The organism is Thermococcus sp. 21S7, assembly GCF_012027615.1.
In the GTDB taxonomy this organism is placed as follows: Archaea; Methanobacteriota_B; Thermococci; order Thermococcales; family Thermococcaceae; genus Thermococcus.
The window spans coordinates 135224-154032 of the sequence record NZ_SNUT01000002.1 but is presented as its reverse complement, the minus strand read 5'-3'; the positions used below and the strand labels follow the sequence as shown (position 1 = coordinate 154032).

Here is an 18809-nt window from a genome sequence, read left to right as displayed (position 1 = left end):
AGTCTTTCTATTTGTAAAAGTAACCTTTGAAGTTAAAATAGGTGATAATTAGGCCAACCTAATCAAACTCGGCAGGCAAAAAAGAAAAACCGGGGTTTATAAAGAAGCGGGGGATAATGTGTGCCTTTGCAAAATTTGGGCCACACCGGTGTACGGTGCCGGAACCTGCGGGAGAAAAATGAACAGGGAATGCCCCTCAGGTTACCCTCTCAAGCCCATCCTTTTTGACGATGTAAGTGTCTTCGTGCTTTATCGCGCCCTCCGGAATCATCAGCGGCGAGTGGATAACCGTCAGAACCATGTTTTCCTGAACCTTTGCGGCCCTCTGGGGGACGACTATCGTCGCTATAGGCGGCTCCTCGATGAGAAGGCCGACACCGTGGGTGTAGCCGGCTATGTAAGCGTCGGCGAATCCCTTCTCCTTAAAGAAGTTCGCGAGCTTCTTCTCGACGGCGCTCAGTGGAACTCCAACCTTAGTTTCCTCAAGCGCAATCCTGTAGGCCTCTTCCTTGACTTCAATGGCCCTTCTGACCCTTTCGCCCGGCTCTCCAACGATGAAGGTTCTGGCCATGTTAGCATAATAGCTGTTCCAGTCCGCCCCGATGACGACGGTAACGACGCCGTTCTCCGGAACCCTCAGGTCGCGGAACGGTTCGGCATGAGCCCTGGGCGTAGTTGAAACGTAGACCTTGGGATCCTCGCTTCCGTTGAGCATGAGCTCCTTGACTACCTCCGCCGCTATCTCAAGCTCACTCAGTCCGGGCTTTATGACCTCCTCGGCGACCTTCATTCCCTTAACGGCTATCTTCCCTGCCTTCCTGATGTTGTCCAGTTCCCAGTCATCCTTCACCATCCTCAGGCTCATTGTGAGGTCAAGAACGTCAACTATCTCAATCGTGGGGTTGAGGCGCTCGAATATCTTGAGGAATATCAGGTAGGCGTCCCTCTCAACGCCAAACTCAAGGCCGACCCTGCTCATCCCGTTCCTGTGGATCCAGCTTACGACACCGGCCATAAGGTCCTCTACCTTTTGGAACTCCACAACGTTTTCAATCCAGCTCTTCTCCCTGAAAAGCTCCGCCTCACCTTTGACGACGTAAACCACGGGTTCGCCCTCCGCCGGGATGAGGAGGCTCGGCCTGAGCCACTTGGTTCCGGTGAAATATATGAAGCTGGAAAGGGTTCTGATAACCGCTCCATCTATCTCGTTCTCCCTGAGGAGTTCCTGAAAGCGCTCCACCCGTCTTTTGAAAATTTCAGGATTTCCGCGCATTTACATCACCTTGATAACGAGGAATGTCATGTCGAGGCTTCCCCCGTTGGAGACCGCGTGCGGCACTTCCTTCGGGAGATATACGGCGGTTCCCTTCTTAACCTCTGCCCTCTCATCACCGACCTCTACGATGCCCCTGCCCTTAAGGACATAGATGAACGCATCAACCGGCGTTGTGTGTCTCTTCAGGCTCTCCCCCGGCTTCAGGGTTATGTAAAATATCTGGGCACTTTTCTCATCCATCAGCTTTCTCACGTCCACTCCGTGGGGGTTGTCAACCCGCGGGGCGTCTTCAACCCTAACAACTATCATCTCAATCCCTCCAGTCCAGCAGTCTCTTCTCGCCCTCAATCCTTTTATACGGCTCGATGTCCATGGTCATTTCAAGGGTTCCCAGATAGTTGCCCTCCTTGTCAAAGAGAGGCACGTATTTTATGTAAACGTACTTCGGTCCGAGCCTGAGCCAGAAGGTTGCCTCCTTCTTTCTGCCCTCCTTGAATGCCTTGAGTATCTTGTTGACTATGTGGACGCTCTTCGGCGGGTGGCAGAGCTGGACGGGCCTCCCGAGCACGGAGGGGGTTCTTGTGAATATTCTCTCGCCCGGAGAGAAGAAGCGAACGCGGTCGTCCTTGTCGATGAAGGTCACATCGACCGGAAGGGCCTCGAATATCGCCTTCAGCTCTTCCAGGCTGACGAAGCCCGTTCCGAGGTCGATGTCGCCCTCTCTCATGAGCTGAGACTTGTCGAATTCCAGCGGCCTGCCCTTCAATGCCTGCTGAACCTCCTTTGGAAGGTTCAAAAGTTCCTCGACGCTCAGTTCAGGGTCGATTTCCCATGGATGGAGCGGTTTAACGTCCTCGCCGGGGTCCCAAGCGGGGGGGTTGACCTTGTAATAACCGATCTCATCCTCCTGCATTCTTATTGCCTTCCACTCGCCATCTGTGAGCAGCGCCCTGAGGGTTGGGTAGTAGATGTTGTTCTCCCTGAAGACCATGTCGCTCAGCGCGAATGAAGCCTCGCCGGCCTTTTCCTTAAAGCGTTCAACGAACTCCTCCCAGGGAATCTCGTCCCTCTTCCTCAAAAGCTCGGCAAGCCTCTTTATCATGAACCTTATCTCGTCGTGCTTCGTCCAGAGAACCGTCGCTATCGCGGTCAGACCGCGGCGCTCGATGTACGGGAAGGTGAGCATCTCCTCCCGGTTGTAGTGGGTGAAGCCGACCTTTCTGAGGTTGCCCACTATCTCCTCCAGGACACCGAGGATTTCCTTCCTCATGCGCTCGTCCTTGGTGGTTGCCAAAGTCCTCGCGTAGAGGTTGAGCATCTCGGCGTCCTTCATTATCTCCTTGTTTTCGAGGTAGAGCGTCTTGAGCGGGTGTCCGTCGGGCAGGTCTTTCTCCTCAAGCTCCTCCGTTCCGGCAACCGCTTCCCTGAACAGCTCAACGTGCAGGTCGCACATCTTCGCTATGTCCTTAGCGGAGATTCCCTCCTTCACGAGCTCCTGCTCTATGATTGGAATCTCAAGGGGTGAAATGCCGCTCAAAACCTGGCGGAATTCGTCCTTGAGTTTATTCACGTCCTCTCCCGCGTGAATTCTAAGGAGAAGCTTCTTCAGCTGCTCCTTCTTGTATTCGCGATTCTTCAGCAACTCAGTCATCTTTATCACCTTCATGACAAGTGTCATACTGGGTACTTTTAAGCGTTTCTGGGCAGATTTGCCCAACAATCTTTATATGCCGCATGTCATAGGAGGGAACGGTGATGAAAAATGATGCTTGACGTTCGTGGGTTACAGCCTCCCCAGCCGGCGGTTATGATAATCCAGTCCCTCGGAAAGCTTCAGGTGGGGGAAACGCTTGAAGTCATAGGCGACAAGCCCTTCGTTGACATGCTGGGAAAACTTGAGGAAGCCGGTTATCGGGTTGAACTGAAAGAAGTTGGCGGGGCATTCGTGCTCAGGATAACCAAGACCGAGAACTCCAAGGAGCTTACGATGGAAGTCAAGGAGTGCGACGATAAGCTGGACAAAATAACGGAGGAAACCAACGTGGGCAAGCTCCTAAAGACCTATCCGGAATCCCTCAAAATCCTGGTGAAGTACGGCTTCTCGCCCCTTGAGAATCCCGAGATGAGAAAGACCCTCGCGAGGACGATAACCCTGAGGGATGCCAAGAGACTCATCGGAATGAACGACGAGAAGTTCAAAGAGATGATGGAAGAACTGAAAGGGCTGGAAAAGAAAAAGTAAAAAATCAATCAAGCTCCTCAGCGAGGGGCGAACCCTCTTCTACCTTTGTTCCCCTGCTCAGCATGTCCCTGAGGTCAGCCTCCGGGTCACCGATAAGCCTGAGGTCAAACTGCCTCCTAAGGATTTCAAAGACCCCCTGAGTCAGAAACTCCGGCGGCTTCGGTCCGATGTAGATGCCTTTGATTCCCAGGTAGAGGAGCGAGTAGAGTATCGCTATGGCCTTCTGCTCCATCCAGCTCAGAACTATGCTTACCGGCAGGGAGTTCACATCCGTTCCGAGCTCGTTCGCGAGTGCTATTGCAATCTCGATTATTGAGTACACGTTGTTGCACTGGCCGAAGTCGAGGAACCTCGGAATCCCCTCGATTTCGCCGTAGTTGCGCCTGTTGTAGCGGAACTTGCCGCATGCCGCGGAGAGTATCAGCGCATCCTTTGGAATCAGCTCGGTGAGCCTCTCGTAGTAGCCCATGCCCTTGTGCGGCGTATCACAGCCGCCCACGACGAAGATGTGCCTTATCTTGCCCTCCTGGATGAGCTCTATCAGTTTGTCCTTCATGGCGAGGACGTTAGTGTGGTGGAAGCCGGTGAGGAGCTTTCCGCCGTCGTAAGCCTGCATCTTCGGCGTCTCAAGGGCGCGCTTTATGAGCGGCTCGAAGTTGTAGTCCTCGATGTGGGGAACTCCCTCAAGGCCCGCTATTCCGACGGTGAAGATTCTATCCTGATACGCCTTCGTCGGCTGCTGGACACAGTTGCTTGTTCCCAGGATCACTCCCGGAAACTCCGCGAATTCCTTCTTCTGGTAGAGCCACGAGCCTCCCCAGTTGCCGTAAAGCGCTTTGAACTTCCTCAGCTCGGGGTATGCATGGGCTGGGAACATCTCCGCGTGGGTGTAAACCTTGAGCTCTTCCTCAAGGCCCATCTCTTCAATCTGCCTGAGGAGTTCGTGCAGGGCTTTGTAGCTGTGGCCGGTAACGAGTATGCCGTGCCCGTCGGCCGTTCCGGTCGGAACTTCAACCGGCTCAGGCCTTCCGAAGGTTTCAACGTAAGCTTTGTCGAGGAGCTTCATGGCCTCAAGGTGAACCCTTCCGTTTTCGAGGATAAGCTCAAGGAAGCGGTTTTTGTCGAAGTTCACGTTGGTCAGGGTCGAGTAAAGCGCCTCAGCCAAAAAGTGACCTATTCTAGGGTCGTCGTAGCCGACCTCAAGGGCGTGGTAGTAGTAGGCCGCGGTTCCCTTTATACCGTACAGAAGGGCCTCCTGGAGCGAGTTGAGGTCGGGGTCTTTACCGCAGACTCCCCTTACCGTACATCCTCCGGCCAGACTCATCGAGCACTGGTTGCAGAGCATGTCCAAATTCTCAGGCACCTTTATCATCTTCAATCCCTCCTTTTATGACACGTGTCATATCCTTCGATTATAGATGAAGTGACCTTCATAAAAATCTTGCGGTTTCTTAACCTAAAGGGGTTATATGACTTATGTCATAACAACATCCCAAAAGGCTTGGCAGAAAGGTTTAAATATTCCACGCGTCATAAAGGATACCATGAAGACCAACGCTTTCGAAGTGGCCTCGCGCTACGTGTATCCCTCACTCAGGCGGAGGCTTGTTGAGATACTCTACGAAAACGGCCTGAAGCAGACCGAGATAGCCCAGCTTCTCCACATAACCCAGTCGGCGGTTTCCCGCTATCTCCGGATGGACAGGGGCGCATTGATGGACGTTTCCCAGTTTCCAGACATAGATAACGAGCTTCGTTCATTTGCCGACGAGATCATTAAGAAAAAACCGAGTGAGTACAAGGTACACAGGAAGCTGGTGGAAATCTCCGTCGAGATGCTTGGAAAGGGATACGTCTGCCAGTTCCATTCAAAAATCGATCCAGAGGTGAATCCCGCGGAATGCAGCGTATGCCTCGAACTTTTCGGCTGAGCTAAGGCTTCTCGGTTCGGCTAAGGGAAAGTTAATATGTTTCGATGGAGATTTTAATGTCGGTGATTCTTATGAAAAGGGCCCTGGTTACCCTTACCCCACCCGAGAGCAAAAAGCTCATCGCAAAGGCCGTCGTTGCCATGCCCGAAGTTCAGCACGCCCTCAAACACGGCTTCGTTTACATAGCCACCGGCACAACAGCCGCCTATGTGGCCGAGGAGATACTCGGAGAGAAGATAGAGAAGGAGAAGTGGACCGTCGGCATTATCAGTAAGGGAAGAACCTGCGTTACCCCAAAGGCAACCTGGCCCAAGCACCTTGTTCTGTACAAGGGAGAGCCCTTCGACGATCCTCTGGAGGCCCTCAAGAGGATGGGGCCGAAGGACGTCTTTATCAAAGGTGCCAACGCGATCGACATCAACTGGAACGTGGCAGTTTTTGCAGCGGCTCCCGACGGGGGAACGATAGGAAAAACCTTTGGATGGACTATAACCAAGGGCGTCTTCACGATAACACCTGTAAGCCTTGAGAAGTTCGTGCCGACGCCGGTCGAGGAGAGCGCCAAGCTCACCGGCATCTACTCCTTCGACTGGGGAACCGGGCTTTACTCAGCCCTAGTGCCGATACCGCACTCCCACCCCGTTACGGAGGTTGAAGCCTACAGGATTCTGGCGGACGTGGAGGCGATTCCGATAGCGGCAGGCGGAGCGGGCGGAGCTGAAGGAAGCGTCACCCTCGTCCTTGAGGGGGACGATGAGGCAATGGAGCGGGCGAAGGAGATAACGAAGGCCATCAAGGGCGAGCCATACCTCAAGCCGTACACCGAGGACTGCTCGGTCTGTCCTTTCGCAAAGATATGCGGCCCTGGAAGCGGGGCGTTCTGAGATTGAAGCTTTTTTCAAGAATTCCTTTTTAAACCCATTCCTTTCTCTTTTCTGACGGGGGTGAGAGGATGGACGAGCTTGAGATGATAAGGAGAAAGAAGATGCTCGAACTCATGAAGAAGGCGGGAATGATGGAGGTCAAGCCGAAGAGAAAGGTAGTCATCGAGGTCATAACGTCACCCGGCTGTCCATACTGCCCGATAGCCTGGGCAATGGCTCAGGAGCTTGAGAGAAAATACGAGGGCGTCATAGCGAGGGAACTGAGCGTGGCCACTCCCGAAGGCCAGAGGAAAGCCATGGAGCACAACATAATGGGAACTCCCACGATACTCATAGACAACAGGGTGGAGTTCATTGGAGTTCCGAACTTTGCCGAATTCGAGAGAAGGGTGAGAGAAAAGCTGGGTTTAGAGTGAGGCGCCCGTAAGAACCCAGACTCCGATGGCTATCAGCAGTATCCCGGCTATGACCGAAAGCTCCCTGCCCCTCCTCACCATCGCCTGGGAGAAGCGCTTGCTCTCCGTGACGCTCCCCATGGCAAGCAGTATGATCACCAGCGGAAGCACGAACACCAGGTTGTACAGGGCCAGCAGGAGGAAAGCGAGCGCCTTGCCTGCCTTTGAGATTATTATCGCGTAAACGAGGTAACTGCCCGCGGAACATGGAAGGAGGGTTGTCGAGACTATAACTCCAAGCGTAAAAGCCCCAATGGCGGTTGCGTCGCTGCTGAATATCCTCCTCTTGACGCCCTTTTTGTCAGCTATGCGCGACTTCTCCATCAGCCCGGTTGCTATGGTGTAGACCCCAAAGATTATCGCGGCAACTCCCGCGACCCACAGGGGCAGGTAGCCGGCGAAATAGAGCAGGCCGACGCCCAGCAGGTAGTAGGACATGTAAACGGCGGCTATGAAAGCGGCACCTATGAGGTAGAGCCGTCTCTTGGAAATCTCCCTGACCGAGAGGGCTATGAGGAGCATGGTGTATATGACGAACGTGCACGGGTTTATGGAGTCAGTCATCGCAAGGGTGAAGAACTGGGGGATGAAGCTGGTCATGCCCAGTGCCCACAGTGCCAGGGAGCTTATCCCGAAGGATGCAAGGACTATGAGCGCCAGACCCTTTATCTCACTCCTCATGGTAGAAAGTTATCGCAGGTCTTTTTGTGGCTTTCTAAAACAAAAAGTTGAGAACAAAAGTAGTTCAGCCAGATGTGGAGTTTGAAGCTTCAGAGGGCATTTTGTGCTCAACGAAGAGCGCGTACAGTTTATCTATCACCTTAACCGAGTCTCCCTTGTCGCGGGGCAGTATGTACGCATTGCCACCCACGAAGAGAAGAACACCATTGTGCTCCATTGCGGCATAGATTATCTCAGGGGTCGCGGTAACGTTGAACTCCCCTTCGAGTACGGCGTAAAGCGTCCCATTGTAGGTTATCGCTATTGCAGGAACACCCTGAATGCCCGTTGTCTGGTATACCTCCTGGAAGAGTTTCGTGTTCTCCTCATTGTTCACGAGTTCATAATAGGTCAGGCTGCCATCGCCGTAAGTGGCCGGAATCTCTTCTCTCATTTTATGACAGTGGGGACACGTCTTCATGCCGTACATGTAAAAGTGAATCTCATTGAAATATATTTTAGTACCGTTCACGACAACGTATTCTGGGTTGGTGGTGGAAGTCGTTTCGGTGCTCGTGTTGCTGCCATTCGAAATGCAGCCGGCCGCAAATCCCACAAGGAGTATGATAAGGACCACCGCACCAAATTTATTCATTCGATCACCCATTTGGACTTATGTGTGGAGGTTATATACTTTCCTCTGAAAGCCCTGCCATTCGGGGCGCTGATGCATTAAACCCCCGTTGCGTTCAAATTGAAGTCCCAGGGGAACGCTTAAATTCTTCAACGTAGAAGAGGATAGGGGATGATCATGCAGGAGTGGTATCGCTCCAGGGCGCTGTACGAGGCGGTTCTTAAGCTCGTCAACTCCGGAAAAACCGAGGAAGCGCTTCAGATGGCGGATGGAATACCCGACAGGATGATCCGCTCCAAGGCCTTCTCGCATATAGCCATTGAAGTCGCAAGAAAGGGTCTGGACTATGGGGAGGCCCTGGAGAGGGCGATAAAGGCTGCTCTCGATATAGAAAACCACGAGGAGAGCACAAAGGCGCTCATGAGCCTGACCTTTGGGTTTCTGAACCTCGGGAAACCTGACGAAGCCATGAGGATATCCCGTTACATAACCGACCTCTCAAACCGGTCCAAGGTCGAAGCAGAGGTCGCGCTAACCCTAGCCAAGGCGGGGAAGGTCTCCGAGGCGATGGAAATCATCAACGGAATCATGGACGAGGACGTTAAGACGTGGGCGATGTCCAGACTGGCCAGCCAGCTTTAGCTCGAATTTGCCTATTTCCCCACGATATTTTTAAAAATTTGACACGCAGCAATCCACAAGGCTTTTTTAGACTCTCTCATTTCCCGTCCGGGTGAGAAAAATGAACGGTGGAGAGATAATAGGACTTCTTGGAATGCTGCTACTCGTGGGCTCATGGATTCCCCAGACAGTGGAGACGATAAGGAAGAGGCACTGCCCGCTGAACCTGGAGTTCATCCTAATCTACGTCCTAGCGGCCAGCTTCCTGACGGTGTACTCATACATAATACGGGACTGGATATTCTTCACCCTGAACTTCCTCTCCGCGTTCCAGAGCGCGGTGAACCTCTTCGTCAAACTCCGCTACTGAGCCTCAGTCCCGTCTGTACAGACCAACGAGTTCTCCCCACTGAACGATGTGGCCCTTCATGGCCTCCTCTAATTCCTTTCTTCCGGAGCCGGGCCTGAGGTTGAGCGTCGTGTCAAGGCCGTAAACCTTGAAGTGATAGTGGTGCACCCCGTGACCCCTCGGCGGACACGGGCCACCGTAGCCTATCATTCCGAAATCGTTGCGTCCCTGAACAACATGAACGGGGGCATCAACCTCCGCCTGTTTTGGTACACCCTTGGGTATCTCACCAAGGGGCGGAATGTTCCACGCTATCCAGTGGGTGAAGGTTCCACCCGGGGCATCGGGGTCGTCCATTATGATGACCAGGCTCTTGACAGCGGGGTCTATGTGCCCCATGAATATCGGGGGATTAACGTTCTCTCCATCGCATGTGAACTCAACGGGTATGTACTCCCCGTTGTGAAACACCGAACCTATCTCAAGGTCCATACTCACACCTCCTTCGGGGTTTTCATGGGACGTGCATCCCGCGATGCACACCCCCAAAATCAAAACCAGTGCTACCGCGAATCCCTTCATGTTAATAACTCCTTTTTCAAACGTAAAAATATTTCGGAGGAAAAGTTCACCTAGCGCAAACCACCGACATGGATTGATTTTTAAGCTCCGGCGCCATGTTTTCTTGATGCCCCATGAAGGTGCTGTGGGAGAGGGAGATTCCTGCGGATGAGATAGTCGTCTCGCCCAGACCGGTCTGGAAGTGCCGCTCCTGTCCGATGTACGGCAGGAGGCCGAGCTGTCCTCCCCACATCCCGGACTGGAGGGAAGCGAGGGAGTGGGTGCGGCACTTCAGGAGGGCCCTGATAGTGAAGTTCGAGATAGACATGGAGCGCTTTGAAGACGAAAAGCGGGAAGCCCTCCTGTATCTCCTGAAGAGGGAGGAGGAGCTTTTCCGGGAGGGAAAGATGTACGCGATGGCGCTGTTTCCCGGCTCCTGCAACCTCTGCGACGACTGTCCCTTCGAGAGGGGCAAGCCGTGCAGAATGCCCACCAGGGTCAGACCGAGTATAGACGCGGTGGGCATCGAGATTGGGAACCTCGTGGAAATCAACTTCTCCGAAAGCGTTTTGTACGGGATGGTTCTAATTGAATAAGGGTGCGAACGGATGAAGGAAAACGTCTCCCCCGCCGGAACGAAGTGGGGAATCTCACTCACCATGACGCTTGTCTATGCCTTCGGGGCGGCCCTCTTCTACTACCTGCCCGGAAAGGGGGAGCCCGGCGTTGAGGTGGAGTTCCCGCAGCTGCTGCTCCACTTCATTGTTCTCAGCTTCCTCTTCTGGATAGTCCTGGTTCCGGAGAGAAAATCGATCAAAACCCCCGACGTTCTCATGCTCACGGTTTTAACCGTTCCCGCAGGAGTGTTCACCGCACTCCTCTTCCTCTTCGCCGCGGGGGGCGTTGGAGTTCACGAAACCTACGGCGCTGAGTACTTCATAATGGCGCTGGTGCCGTTCCTGATCGCCCACAAGACGGTTAAGGGGCGGATTTCAGCGGTCCCATTCATTTTAGCGTTCGTTTACTGGATTCTGGCGTACATCTGGGGGAATGGATTATGGTGAAGGTCGCGTACATAACACTGCTCGGCCGCTCTCCGTGGGCGGTCGTCAACACATACTACAAGATCCTCACACGTGGAGGGAAGGCCGAGAGGATATACGTGTTCACGGAGGAGCGCTACCGCCACAACCTGCCCCGGGTCGTTGAGGCCATTAGGGCAATTTCGGAAGCGTACAACCTCAACCCAACGATAGAAACCGAGGTCGTTCCGGACTACGGCTTCTTCGTCGCCGACAGAAAGTTCAGGGAGCTGTTCTCCAAGCTGGAGCGCGAGGGCTACAGGATGGGTCTGGACATAACCTCCGGCAGGAAAGCCCTCGTTGCGGCCGCGATAGTCCAGATAAGGCAGTTCCCGGTGGCGTTCATCGTCTATATGGGTCTCCTCGACCTCGACTTCCCTGATCGACCATACATGATGATTCCAACCCACATGCAGCCGATAAAGAACTTCCTGGGTGATGAGAGTGAAGGGGACTAGCGAGATTATAGAGAAGCCGGAGCTCCAGATACTCCTCAACGTTCTGGGGGACATCAGGGTAGGTTATCCGCTCTACGGGCTGTCCCTGCTGAGGGCAGAGCCGGCGGAAACCGGCTACCGTGTTGAGCTCACGGTAAAGAGGCGGGAGTTCAACGAGAGGGTTCCCGAGCATCTCTCACATGAACTCCCCACCTGGACGGACTTCTACGAATGTTTCATCTCCGCGGGAATCGTGAGGTACGCGAACATCGATGAGTTCGTCCAGAACCTTGAACTCTACGAGAGGCTCAAGAAGGGCGTGGCCTTCGCCCCGGACACCAACCTCTTCTACCACCGCTTCATCTCGGGCTTCAAGCCCCTCGACAGGTACCAGATAGTCGTGGCGGAGGGCGTGAAGAAAGAGATAGAGAACGCCATGAACTACAAGTACCGGCACAGGGAGCTGGAGGAAATCAGGCGCGAGGTGAGAAACGGAAGCCTTCTCCGGGAGTTCAGCAACAGGCGGACGAAGAGGAGCAGGAAGGCCGCTTACATAGCCCTCAAAGAGTTTGAGAGGCTAAAGGACAGGATAATCATAGCCGAGAGCATTAAGGAGCAGGCCCACAACAACGATGAGATAATAGTGAAGTCCCTGAAGCACTACGACAACATGACGCCAACTCTTCTGGTCTTCCTAACGGCAGACATAGCGATAACCGACGTGGCCGAGATGGAGGGACTTGAGTACTTCCTCTTCAAGTATCCGCGCCAAGATATTGGGCGGCACGACGTTACAGCATACCAGCTCAGAACGCTCCTCTTCAACCTCGCGGCGGTCTTCGGCGTCATAGAGGTGAACGGAATAACGATTTTCGGCGAGTTCGGAGGCAAGGGCGGGCTGAACGAGCTGAAGCTGGTCTTCCCGGCGGAAAACAGGGCCTACCACGAGTTCGAGTTCCACCTAAAGCTGTCGAGAAAGCTGATGAGGATAATGGGGTAGCTAAGTCCCCCGTTTGAACTTAATAAAGAGATCCGCCATCACGAGGATGAAGATGAAGAGGGCCAGTGTCTCGGCAATAGCTTCATGTACGGGGATGAGCACCACGGGCATCGAGATACCAAGTGCGACCAGCTCGTCGCCTTCCCTGCTCTCTCCCCCGTAGCGGTACTCCATGGCAAAGGTGAGCCAGCCGAGGAGCACAACCATAGCTCTTGCGAAGGTCAGCTGCCAGAACAGCAGCCCCAATCCAAATAACAGGAATGGAATTGCGTAGAAAAGCCTCCTTGCATCCTTAAGAGGCCCCAGCGGCACAGTATCACCAAAAAGAATTAACAAAAGTAAAGCTTAAAAATATGTTTCTTTTGAAAGCCTCGCCCTGAAGGGCGAGAAGGAGGTCAGCGAAGCATGCCCTCCAGCTTCTTCACGAAGTCCATGCTCCTCCTGAGGTCCGCGAAGTATTCCTTCGCCCTCTCGATGTGCTCCCTCTCCACCCTTCCGCCCTTTGCCAGGACGCTGGCCGGGGCCAGGAGCTGCACCGCGTAGCGGAGGCTGGTCTTCTCCCCGAGCTCCGCGAGGTACTCTATCGCCTCCCCGCTGACTTCAATCTTCTCCTCCCTTGCGCGAATCTTGATTATCTCCCTGATTTCCTCCTTTTTATAGGGCTCGGTGTTGATTATGAGTAGCCTGTCGAGCATGTCGATGGGTATCCCGTGCGGGGCTTCGAGGTCGGTGCCCCTTATCTTCGTTCTTCCGCGGTTCGTCGCGAGGATGAGAATCGGCGCCAGTTCGCTCTCCATGGCCCTCGCGAGGAAGGAGAACGCCTCGATGTCGAGCATGTGAACCTCGTCTATGAAGAGAACCCCCGGCACGAGGCTGGCCTTTCCTTCCTCAATCCATTTCTTGACCGTTTCATCAACGCGCCCCCTTATCTCGTCGCTTATCTCCGCCCCGGTGCTGAAGAGCAGGCCGAAGATGTTGCCCCTTGCGTTGGCAACGTCGAGGTCGTGGAGCGTAACGGTGTAGGTGAACTCCTTTATCTTGAGAACCGGGCCGCTCGGCAGGTTCACCTTGCGCTTGAAGAACAGCCCCTCTTCCTCCTTGGTCGTGCCTATCTTGGAAATCCTTCCGGTTTCGGCGTCAATCTGTATGACGTCGCCCTCCTCGACGCCCATCTCCATGAGCTGGTAGGCTATCTCCCTGCCCGCCCTGATGGTCTTCTGGTCATCCTTGGTGCGGAGGGTTACTATGACGCTCTCGGGAACCTCGACGTAGGGGTTGAACGGGTGTCTGGTGCGGTTTATCCTTATCTCCCTGACCTCACCCTCGTAAACCTTCCTCTCCTCGCTTATCCTTACACCTATGGCCCTCCTCAGGGCCTCCTTCAGGAACTCGGTCTTCTTGACCTCGGCGGAGTAAATCTCACTTCCCGCTATCTGGACGAAGGGAACGTCCTCACCAAGTTCCCTCGCTATGCCCATCGCTATCGCTGTCTTACCGCTCCCCGTCGGACCAACGAGGAGGATTCCCTTTCCGGCGAGCTTGCCGCGCTTGATAAGCTCGACCGCTATGCCGGCGGCTTCCCTCGCCTTAATCTGCCCGACCATTCCGTCGGCCATGAACTTCGCCTTCCCTCTCTCGTCGAGACCCAGACCCTTGATGTGGGAATGACTTCCGATTCTCTCGAAGCTCCTTGGAGCCACTTCCTCTATCACCGGCACGGCACCACCCCCTTAATCTTTACCGGGGGTTACTAAAAGGAGGGAGCTTTAAAAATTTGACGGGTCACAAGTGGGCCTTCCAGAAGCGCATTACAGCACCGAAGGCCTCCTCCTCTGGGGCGTAGTCATCGGCTATCTCCGCCAGGAGCCGGTGCTCGCTGGCCCTTCCGCGTGGGGTGAATGCCCGCCTCAGCGATGGGAAGGAAGCGGCAACGGCGGCACCCATCGAACCAATGATCGATGTAAATCCGTGGGGAAAGAGCATCCTTCCAAGGAAAAAGCCCGAGGCCAGAAGCAGGGAGCCCAGGGTGAAGTTGACGAACCTCTTCGGCAGCGCTACCGGAAATTCGGCGTAGGGAACCCTCCCATCAGCACCGTCCACGTAGGCCCTATGGGTGAGAAAACCGTACCTGTATCTGAGGCGCCATATCGGGTAGTAGACCAGGCCGTCCAGAGCCACCTCAAAACTCGTCTCGTCCAGTCCAACCCTGCCCCAGTGAAAGTAGTGCCTAGCCTCCCCCTTAAGGATCTCCCCCACGGCCCGTCTGAGCTTTTCCTCTGCCTCATTCTCACTCAGAGTTTTCTCCACGAGCTTTCCATTAACCCTGCCGTCGAAGTACTTCCTCCCCCTCGTGGGCAGGGGATAGTTCATCAGCTCGTTGAAGCCACCCGCCGCAGGGACGGTAAGGTAATTGAAGAACTCAACGTTGCCGGCCCCTTCCGGGGAGAACGTTCCCGTATAGGTCATGCCGGTGGCCTTTACGAAGAACACGTAAAATGGAACGTAAAGCAGCTCCCTCTCGATAAGCTGTGCATTCCACTCGACGTCGTTGGGAGAAAGGCGCTGGAGCCGTATAAATGACACCAGGGGCTTCCAGGGATCCTCAACCCTCAGCGGATACGTGAACGTCTTGGCCTCACCGAGCTGTATCTGGAATCCGCAGTAGGGGCACGTCACAAAATTCCCGTCCGCCTCGAACTCGGCACCGCAGTTGGGGCATCTAACCCTCATCTTTCGACCCTCACGTCACGCGCCATTTTTCTCCCGTAGCCCCTTGCGAGCCCGAACCCGAAGTAGGCGAGCAGGGCTGGAATGATCAGGGCGAGAACAGCCCCCTGTCTGGCGTGGGCAACGAAGTCCCAGTATTCCACGTTGCCGTATGGGGTCGTGAAGAGCGAGGCCGCCGCCACTCCCATTAGCGCCGCAAGGGCGTACGCCACCTTGCGCCAGACCCTCACGGGCTCAATGGTGAGTACTTCCCTTCCTTTGTGACCGTCGTAGGCGACGAAATAGGTCCCACCCTCGATGTCGTAGTACACCTTCCAGAGGGGGTAAAAGACGAGGGCAATATCCTCAACTTCCCCACCAAACCCGAAGGACTTTACTTCTGTGTCCCTTGGAATATGGATCTCCTTGGCCCTGTCCGAAGCCCTGTCCAGAAGCGCCGCCTTTGCCTGCTCCTTTCCGAAGTCGGTGTTCAAGAAGTCCGGCTCAAGTTCCTCCCACCTCTCGGGGGTGAGTTCGGTTATGGGCCTTACATCCATCATATACCTGAGCGTGTCCCCAATCTCGTTGAAGGTGATATAACCTCCCCTCTCGAACTTCTCTGCCAAGGCCTCAACCGCTATATCATAGACGCCCCTTCTTGCGGGAACGCAGACAACGGAGTCCTCTTCAAACTGCCTGTGTCTGATAATCTTCTCCTTTCTGCCATCTTTCTCCATATAATCCACGAACCTGACGTACCCATGGCCCTTGACCTTCCCGAACCATATCGGAACGTAGAAGCCCTCAACCTTCGCAACCTCAACTTTCCCGCGGAGGCCCAGGTAGTCCTTGTCCCTCCTCACGCGCTCCCGGAAGAGGCGCAGGATTTCCTTCTTCGGGAGGCTCTCAACGAAGAAGACGTTTTTCTCGGTGAATATTCTATCGTAGGAGTTGGGATAGCCGCAGTAGGGGCAGACGACTATCACATCCTCCGGGGTGGTCTCAAGGGGCGCACCGCACCGCTCGCACCTGAGAACCTCGATGATTACCACCACTGATTGGGAGGAAGTTAAAGGTTAAAAGTTTTTGGCTCAGGCCGTCGATCCCGGGCATCGTTCACCCCAAAGGCCAATCTCATCATCGCCGCATTCACTTCGGGGAATGCCTTAAAAGCTCACCTGTATCTCAGCCAGAAGTACAGCGACGCACTCCCCACGATGATGGAAACCGCGAGCAGGAAAGCGCCGACGAACCTGGCCGCGTACGAGTTTTCTCCAATGGCCAGCCAGCCCATTATCAGCCCCACCGGAACCAGCAGCAGAACCGATTTCTCAGAATTCCAAAAGAAGGCCCCCACCATAAGCCAGCCCGCGACGAGGTAAAGCGGGTTTCCGTAGTTCAGGAACAGCAGGAGTGGGAGGGAAAGGCCGAGAAGGAGATAAGCCTCCCCAGAACGCTTTGATGGCATTGAACGGTTGATTACACGAACGCCGGCAAAGAGCACCGCAAACGCCGCCAGGAGGAGTGGAAGAGAAAGCTTTCCGCCGGAATCCTGGAAATATGCCGAGAGACCGACAAAGACGAGGGAGAGTGCAGCAAGCGCCTCGCCCTTCACCCTCCCACCTCAGAGGACGTTGAGATACTTATGAACCTGGAAGCTCAGCCCGACGTTCCGCCGGCCCATGATCAGCGCCGCCTCACGGTAGAGTTCCATGAGCCTCCTCTGACTTATCTCAATCGGCTCCCTCGGCTGGATTACAAGGGGAGCCAAACCCTTCAACAGTTCAGCGTACCAGCGGACGTTCTCGATTTTCGTCTCCGACGTAACGACGAGCTTGGCGTAAACTCTTGCGCCGGCTTCCTTCAGAATCCTTATGCTTTCCACCTCACGGAGAACCAGGGCCCTCCAGTCCTCCGTAGCCTTCGCGGTCTCGTCCTTTATATCAACGCTCGCGTAATCTGTAAGGTGGGCAACCTCCTTAATCAGCTCCGGAAGGCCGCCGTGAGTTTCGAGGAAGTTGTCGAAGCCGATTTCCTTCATGCGCTCCATCAGGGCCTTTAACGGCCTCGCCTGGAGCGTCGGCTCACCGCCGGTGTAGCTTACCGAGTGTATATCGCCGGTATCGAGGCGCAGGATGGCATCAACGACGTCGCCGAGCTCCGCTGGATTAGGTCGGTACTCGAACCGTCCGGTGAACGGCTCGACCTCATAGCACCAGCGTGAAACGCGGGGGGCGTCGAGGTACTCCCTGGAGTCGCAGAAGACACAACGAAGGTCGCATCCTGCGAAGCGGACGAAAATCTGCCTCCTCCCGAAGGCAGAGCCCTCGACGCTTCCGCCTTCACCCTGCCAACTGTTGAAGACTTCGGCCATTACAAGCTTCATGACAGACACTACTCCGAGGCAGTTTTAAGGATTTGGCTTCCAGCGACTTCAAGTTTCAGGTCGACCCTTGACGCTTCTCAGGATTTCCTCGATGCATGGAACATCGGCTCGCGTTCGGTAGTACTTCCGGACTATCATACGCTTTTTGTCCAGCTCAACCCTGTACTCAAGGAGCCCCGCACTCAGGAGCTTCCGGAGATGTGAGATGAGAAGGGGCTTTGATATTCCCAGTGCTTCCCTGAGCTCCCTGCTGGTTTTCTCTTCCCCCATGCACAGTACCAGTATCCTGAGTCGGGTTGGACTTGAGAGAGCCTTGAACGTCTCGGAAATCCTCTGGATGTCCCTCTCGGAACTCCTTTCGTCCATCAGCCCATCACTCCTTGAGTTCCTCCCTGAGTTCCCGAATCTCTTCCCTAAGGAGCCTTATCTCCTCAAGCAGGGCCGACATAGAATCTTCCATACCCGGGTTTGCCGGCCTCGATGTCCCGGAGGAACCGGAACAGCGGACTATGAGGAATACTACCCCCGCCACAGCGGCCAGAAGCAAGAGCCAGCCCAGGAATTCCGTTCCCGGGGGCATAGGTACGGGCATCTCTCATTCCCCCTTTCGGCTTTCATTACAGTCAATATTGATTCTACCGGGTAAATATTTGTTTACCCGATATATAAACATTTCCATTGAGAAGAGACAGGGGGATTCATAGTTCAACGCCCTTCACATGTTCGCTCACGTAGCCCTCAAGAATCTCCACCCTCACGCTCCGGTTCTCGCCGGTCATGTCGGCCATGAGCTGAACTCCCCTCGCGTAGTCCCAGAGGCGCCTCTTTGCCCCGTCCGTAACCTTCTCCGCCATGACGATTATCTCCCTCTCATCGGGCCTCTCGCTCACAATCTCGATGACCTTTCTGGCGTCCTCCTCGGTGAAGGTTCCCCTCTTCTTGAAGAGCACGGGCATCACCTCAAGCTTTAATCAAGCAATTACATAATTCAACAATCACATAATCAAATGTACTTCATTAGCATCTCAACGGCTTCCTCGAATATCTCCCTGTCCCTTCCGTCGAGAACGCTCTCCAGATAGTGCAGGCTGACGAGGTTGAGGATTATGTAGGCAGTGTTCCTGTCCAGGCCGAGGTCGTAGGCTTCGTAGTAGACGATTTCCCTGCCCAGGGCGTCGTTGAGCATCTCCACGAAGTAAGCGATGTCCTCCACGCGGAGTTCGTCCCACTTGCTCTCCATCTCGTCGAAGTAGCGCTCCATGACTCTAAGGGTCTCAAGGTCAACCTTCAGGGCCCCCTCAAAGTAGGGAAACTCGCCCACGCGGAAAATTTTAACGCCTTCTTCGTCCTGAACGCCTATGTAGTCCCACAGGAGAACACCCTCAACGGGATTGTGACCGTATTTGCTGGCCAGGTAGGAAAAGCGCTCCATTATCTCAGTCATGTCGTCGAAGAACTCCTCCTCGTCGCGGAAGTGTATTACCTTGCTTACCGTTCCTGCCATGTTCTGCACCTATGGGTGAGTAGGCCCAACTGTTATAAGGTTTTGTGCATAGAAATGAATGCCCGACGAGTAGTGGGTTGC

The 18809-nt window shown here is 54.5% G+C and carries 27 protein-coding genes; 10 read left to right on the top strand and 17 right to left on the bottom strand.

From position 1 onward, the window contains the following. Positions 1 to 196: 196 nt before the first annotated feature. Genes E3E51_RS04080 through E3E51_RS04070 form a run of 3 tightly spaced genes read right to left on the bottom strand, consistent with a single transcriptional unit; the run spans position 197 to position 2927 of the window. Complete coding sequence (locus tag E3E51_RS04080) at positions 197 to 1273, bottom strand: Xaa-Pro peptidase family protein (RefSeq protein ID WP_167911847.1); 1077 nt, start codon at positions 1271 to 1273, stop codon at positions 197 to 199. Beyond that, the gene (locus tag E3E51_RS04075; RefSeq protein WP_167911846.1) at positions 1274 to 1585 is read right to left on the bottom strand and encodes a cupin domain-containing protein; all 312 of its coding nucleotides are present in this window, start codon (positions 1583 to 1585) and stop codon (positions 1274 to 1276) included. It lies immediately after the preceding gene. Between the two features lies 1 nt (position 1586). Continuing rightward, a complete protein-coding gene (locus E3E51_RS04070; protein WP_167912130.1) occupies positions 1587 to 2927 on the bottom strand; it encodes a DUF438 domain-containing protein in 1341 nt (446 codons plus the stop codon). A 111-nt stretch (positions 2928 to 3038) separates the two neighbouring features. On the opposite strand from E3E51_RS04070, the gene E3E51_RS04065 reads away from it, so the two are divergent. Next, entirely contained in the window at positions 3039 to 3518 is a 480-nt protein-coding gene (locus E3E51_RS04065) for a DUF1858 domain-containing protein (protein WP_167911845.1), read from the top strand. A gap of 4 nt (positions 3519 to 3522) precedes the next feature. Here the strand turns inward: E3E51_RS04065 and hcp are convergent, their stop codons facing one another. Next, entirely contained in the window at positions 3523 to 4890 is a 1368-nt protein-coding gene (gene hcp, locus E3E51_RS04060; RefSeq protein ID WP_167911844.1) for a hydroxylamine reductase, read from the bottom strand. 172 nt (positions 4891 to 5062) lie between these two features. Here hcp and E3E51_RS04055 point away from each other — a divergent pair, with 172 nt between their 5' ends. The 3 genes from E3E51_RS04055 (at position 5063) to E3E51_RS04045 (ending at position 6749) form a co-directional block, all read left to right on the top strand. Continuing rightward, complete coding sequence (locus E3E51_RS04055; protein ID WP_167911843.1) at positions 5063 to 5449, top strand: ArsR family transcriptional regulator; 387 nt, start codon at positions 5063 to 5065, stop codon at positions 5447 to 5449. Positions 5450 to 5520: 71 nt separating this feature from the next. Continuing rightward, on the top strand, positions 5521 to 6333 hold the full coding sequence (locus E3E51_RS04050; protein WP_167912129.1) for a hypothetical protein: 813 nt from the start codon (positions 5521 to 5523) through the stop codon (positions 6331 to 6333). Positions 6334 to 6401: 68 nt separating this feature from the next. After that, positions 6402 to 6749 (top strand): thioredoxin family protein, encoded by a 348-nt coding sequence (locus E3E51_RS04045; protein ID WP_167911842.1) that lies wholly within the window; start codon positions 6402 to 6404, stop codon positions 6747 to 6749. Here the strand turns inward: E3E51_RS04045 and E3E51_RS04040 are convergent. Continuing rightward, complete coding sequence (locus E3E51_RS04040) at positions 6741 to 7469, bottom strand: cytochrome c biogenesis protein CcdA (RefSeq protein WP_167911841.1); 729 nt, start codon at positions 7467 to 7469, stop codon at positions 6741 to 6743. The genes E3E51_RS04045 and E3E51_RS04040 overlap by 9 nt on opposite strands. Before the next feature lie 64 nt (positions 7470 to 7533). After that, entirely contained in the window at positions 7534 to 8103 is a 570-nt protein-coding gene (locus E3E51_RS04035; protein WP_167911840.1) for a glutaredoxin domain-containing protein, read from the bottom strand. A 156-nt stretch (positions 8104 to 8259) separates the two neighbouring features. Here E3E51_RS04035 and E3E51_RS04030 point away from each other — a divergent pair, with 156 nt between their 5' ends. Together E3E51_RS04030 and E3E51_RS04025 are read left to right on the top strand one after the other, a co-directional pair. Beyond that, positions 8260 to 8724 (top strand): hypothetical protein, encoded by a 465-nt coding sequence (locus E3E51_RS04030; protein ID WP_167912128.1) that lies wholly within the window; start codon positions 8260 to 8262, stop codon positions 8722 to 8724. Positions 8725 to 8824: 100 nt separating this feature from the next. Beyond that, positions 8825 to 9073 (top strand): hypothetical protein, encoded by a 249-nt coding sequence (locus tag E3E51_RS04025; RefSeq protein WP_167912127.1) that lies wholly within the window; start codon positions 8825 to 8827, stop codon positions 9071 to 9073. A gap of 3 nt (positions 9074 to 9076) precedes the next feature. Here E3E51_RS04025 and E3E51_RS04020 read toward each other — a convergent pair whose 3' ends face one another. After that, the gene (locus E3E51_RS04020) at positions 9077 to 9544 is read right to left on the bottom strand and encodes a YbhB/YbcL family Raf kinase inhibitor-like protein (RefSeq protein WP_240924245.1); all 468 of its coding nucleotides are present in this window, start codon (positions 9542 to 9544) and stop codon (positions 9077 to 9079) included. Positions 9545 to 9747: 203 nt separating this feature from the next. On the opposite strand from E3E51_RS04020, the gene E3E51_RS04015 reads away from it, so the two are divergent. The 4 genes from E3E51_RS04015 to E3E51_RS04000 are packed head-to-tail and all read left to right on the top strand — an operon-like array spanning position 9748 to position 12132. Further along, positions 9748 to 10209 (top strand): DUF2284 domain-containing protein, encoded by a 462-nt coding sequence (locus tag E3E51_RS04015; protein ID WP_167911838.1) that lies wholly within the window; start codon positions 9748 to 9750, stop codon positions 10207 to 10209. A 12-nt stretch (positions 10210 to 10221) separates the two neighbouring features. Then, positions 10222 to 10677: a hypothetical protein gene (locus tag E3E51_RS04010; RefSeq protein ID WP_167911837.1), complete on the top strand. Its 456-nt coding sequence runs from the start codon at positions 10222 to 10224 to the stop codon at positions 10675 to 10677. Further along, positions 10671 to 11153 (top strand): hypothetical protein, encoded by a 483-nt coding sequence (locus E3E51_RS04005; protein ID WP_167911836.1) that lies wholly within the window; start codon positions 10671 to 10673, stop codon positions 11151 to 11153. The genes E3E51_RS04010 and E3E51_RS04005 overlap by 7 nt, the downstream gene beginning before the upstream one ends. Continuing rightward, on the top strand, positions 11140 to 12132 hold the full coding sequence (locus tag E3E51_RS04000) for a PIN domain-containing protein (RefSeq protein ID WP_167912126.1): 993 nt from the start codon (positions 11140 to 11142) through the stop codon (positions 12130 to 12132). Before E3E51_RS04005 ends, E3E51_RS04000 begins: the two co-directional genes overlap by 14 nt. Here E3E51_RS04000 and E3E51_RS03995 read toward each other — a convergent pair whose 3' ends face one another. The 10 genes from E3E51_RS03995 to E3E51_RS03950 form a co-directional block, all read right to left on the bottom strand. Further along, complete coding sequence (locus E3E51_RS03995) at positions 12133 to 12444, bottom strand: hypothetical protein (RefSeq protein WP_346765939.1); 312 nt, start codon at positions 12442 to 12444, stop codon at positions 12133 to 12135. 83 nt (positions 12445 to 12527) lie between these two features. After that, positions 12528 to 13850, bottom strand: coding sequence for a RuvB-like helicase (locus tag E3E51_RS03990; RefSeq protein WP_167911835.1), 1323 nt, complete (start codon positions 13848 to 13850; stop codon positions 12528 to 12530). 64 nt (positions 13851 to 13914) lie between these two features. After that, positions 13915 to 14862, bottom strand: a complete 948-nt coding sequence (locus E3E51_RS03985; protein WP_167911834.1) for a hypothetical protein — start codon at positions 14860 to 14862, stop codon at positions 13915 to 13917. Continuing rightward, a complete protein-coding gene (locus E3E51_RS03980; protein ID WP_240924244.1) occupies positions 14859 to 15890 on the bottom strand; it encodes a zinc ribbon domain-containing protein in 1032 nt (343 codons plus the stop codon). The genes E3E51_RS03985 and E3E51_RS03980 overlap by 4 nt, the downstream gene beginning before the upstream one ends. A 122-nt stretch (positions 15891 to 16012) precedes the next feature. Further along, positions 16013 to 16453 carry a hypothetical protein gene (locus E3E51_RS03975; protein WP_167911833.1) on the bottom strand — a complete coding sequence of 147 codons (441 nt, stop codon included), beginning with the start codon at positions 16451 to 16453 and terminating at the stop codon, positions 16013 to 16015. A gap of 9 nt (positions 16454 to 16462) precedes the next feature. Next, the gene (locus tag E3E51_RS03970) at positions 16463 to 17224 is read right to left on the bottom strand and encodes a 7-carboxy-7-deazaguanine synthase QueE (RefSeq protein ID WP_167911832.1); all 762 of its coding nucleotides are present in this window, start codon (positions 17222 to 17224) and stop codon (positions 16463 to 16465) included. Between the two features lie 48 nt (positions 17225 to 17272). Continuing rightward, complete coding sequence (locus E3E51_RS03965) at positions 17273 to 17590, bottom strand: ArsR family transcriptional regulator (protein WP_167911831.1); 318 nt, start codon at positions 17588 to 17590, stop codon at positions 17273 to 17275. A gap of 7 nt (positions 17591 to 17597) precedes the next feature. Next, on the bottom strand, positions 17598 to 17816 hold the full coding sequence (locus E3E51_RS03960; protein WP_167911830.1) for a hypothetical protein: 219 nt from the start codon (positions 17814 to 17816) through the stop codon (positions 17598 to 17600). A 106-nt stretch (positions 17817 to 17922) separates the two neighbouring features. Further along, positions 17923 to 18174, bottom strand: a complete 252-nt coding sequence (locus tag E3E51_RS03955; RefSeq protein ID WP_167912123.1) for a hypothetical protein — start codon at positions 18172 to 18174, stop codon at positions 17923 to 17925. Positions 18175 to 18227: 53 nt separating this feature from the next. Continuing rightward, the gene (locus E3E51_RS03950; RefSeq protein WP_167912122.1) at positions 18228 to 18728 is read right to left on the bottom strand and encodes a hypothetical protein; all 501 of its coding nucleotides are present in this window, start codon (positions 18726 to 18728) and stop codon (positions 18228 to 18230) included. Positions 18729 to 18809 lie beyond the last annotated feature (81 nt).

What these genes read in the sequence shown, in the direction of transcription:
- E3E51_RS04080 (WP_167911847.1), bottom strand. Translation starts at nt 1,273, where the DNA reads ATGCGCGGAAATCCTGAAATTTTCAAAAGACGGGTGGAGCGCTTTCAG.
- E3E51_RS04075 (WP_167911846.1), bottom strand. Translation starts at nt 1,585, where the DNA reads ATGATAGTTGTTAGGGTTGAAGACGCCCCGCGGGTTGACAACCCCCAC.
- E3E51_RS04070 (WP_167912130.1), bottom strand. Translation starts at nt 2,927, where the DNA reads ATGACTGAGTTGCTGAAGAATCGCGAATACAAGAAGGAGCAGCTGAAG.
- E3E51_RS04065 (WP_167911845.1), top strand. Translation starts at nt 3,039, where the DNA reads ATGATGCTTGACGTTCGTGGGTTACAGCCTCCCCAGCCGGCGGTTATG.
- hcp (WP_167911844.1), bottom strand. Translation starts at nt 4,890, where the DNA reads ATGATAAAGGTGCCTGAGAATTTGGACATGCTCTGCAACCAGTGCTCG.
- E3E51_RS04055 (WP_167911843.1), top strand. Translation starts at nt 5,063, where the DNA reads ATGAAGACCAACGCTTTCGAAGTGGCCTCGCGCTACGTGTATCCCTCA.
- E3E51_RS04050 (WP_167912129.1), top strand. Translation starts at nt 5,521, where the DNA reads ATGAAAAGGGCCCTGGTTACCCTTACCCCACCCGAGAGCAAAAAGCTC.
- E3E51_RS04045 (WP_167911842.1), top strand. Translation starts at nt 6,402, where the DNA reads ATGGACGAGCTTGAGATGATAAGGAGAAAGAAGATGCTCGAACTCATG.
- E3E51_RS04040 (WP_167911841.1), bottom strand. Translation starts at nt 7,469, where the DNA reads ATGAGGAGTGAGATAAAGGGTCTGGCGCTCATAGTCCTTGCATCCTTC.
- E3E51_RS04035 (WP_167911840.1), bottom strand. Translation starts at nt 8,103, where the DNA reads ATGAATAAATTTGGTGCGGTGGTCCTTATCATACTCCTTGTGGGATTT.
- E3E51_RS04030 (WP_167912128.1), top strand. Translation starts at nt 8,260, where the DNA reads ATGCAGGAGTGGTATCGCTCCAGGGCGCTGTACGAGGCGGTTCTTAAG.
- E3E51_RS04025 (WP_167912127.1), top strand. Translation starts at nt 8,825, where the DNA reads ATGAACGGTGGAGAGATAATAGGACTTCTTGGAATGCTGCTACTCGTG.
- E3E51_RS04020 (WP_240924245.1), bottom strand. Translation starts at nt 9,544, where the DNA reads ATGGACCTTGAGATAGGTTCGGTGTTTCACAACGGGGAGTACATACCC.
- E3E51_RS04015 (WP_167911838.1), top strand. Translation starts at nt 9,748, where the DNA reads ATGAAGGTGCTGTGGGAGAGGGAGATTCCTGCGGATGAGATAGTCGTC.
- E3E51_RS04010 (WP_167911837.1), top strand. Translation starts at nt 10,222, where the DNA reads ATGAAGGAAAACGTCTCCCCCGCCGGAACGAAGTGGGGAATCTCACTC.
- E3E51_RS04005 (WP_167911836.1), top strand. Translation starts at nt 10,671, where the DNA reads ATGGTGAAGGTCGCGTACATAACACTGCTCGGCCGCTCTCCGTGGGCG.
- E3E51_RS03985 (WP_167911834.1), bottom strand. Translation starts at nt 14,862, where the DNA reads ATGAGGGTTAGATGCCCCAACTGCGGTGCCGAGTTCGAGGCGGACGGG.
- E3E51_RS03970 (WP_167911832.1), bottom strand. Translation starts at nt 17,224, where the DNA reads ATGAAGCTTGTAATGGCCGAAGTCTTCAACAGTTGGCAGGGTGAAGGC.
- E3E51_RS03965 (WP_167911831.1), bottom strand. Translation starts at nt 17,590, where the DNA reads ATGGACGAAAGGAGTTCCGAGAGGGACATCCAGAGGATTTCCGAGACG.
- E3E51_RS03960 (WP_167911830.1), bottom strand. Translation starts at nt 17,816, where the DNA reads ATGCCCGTACCTATGCCCCCGGGAACGGAATTCCTGGGCTGGCTCTTG.
- E3E51_RS03950 (WP_167912122.1), bottom strand. Translation starts at nt 18,728, where the DNA reads ATGGCAGGAACGGTAAGCAAGGTAATACACTTCCGCGACGAGGAGGAG.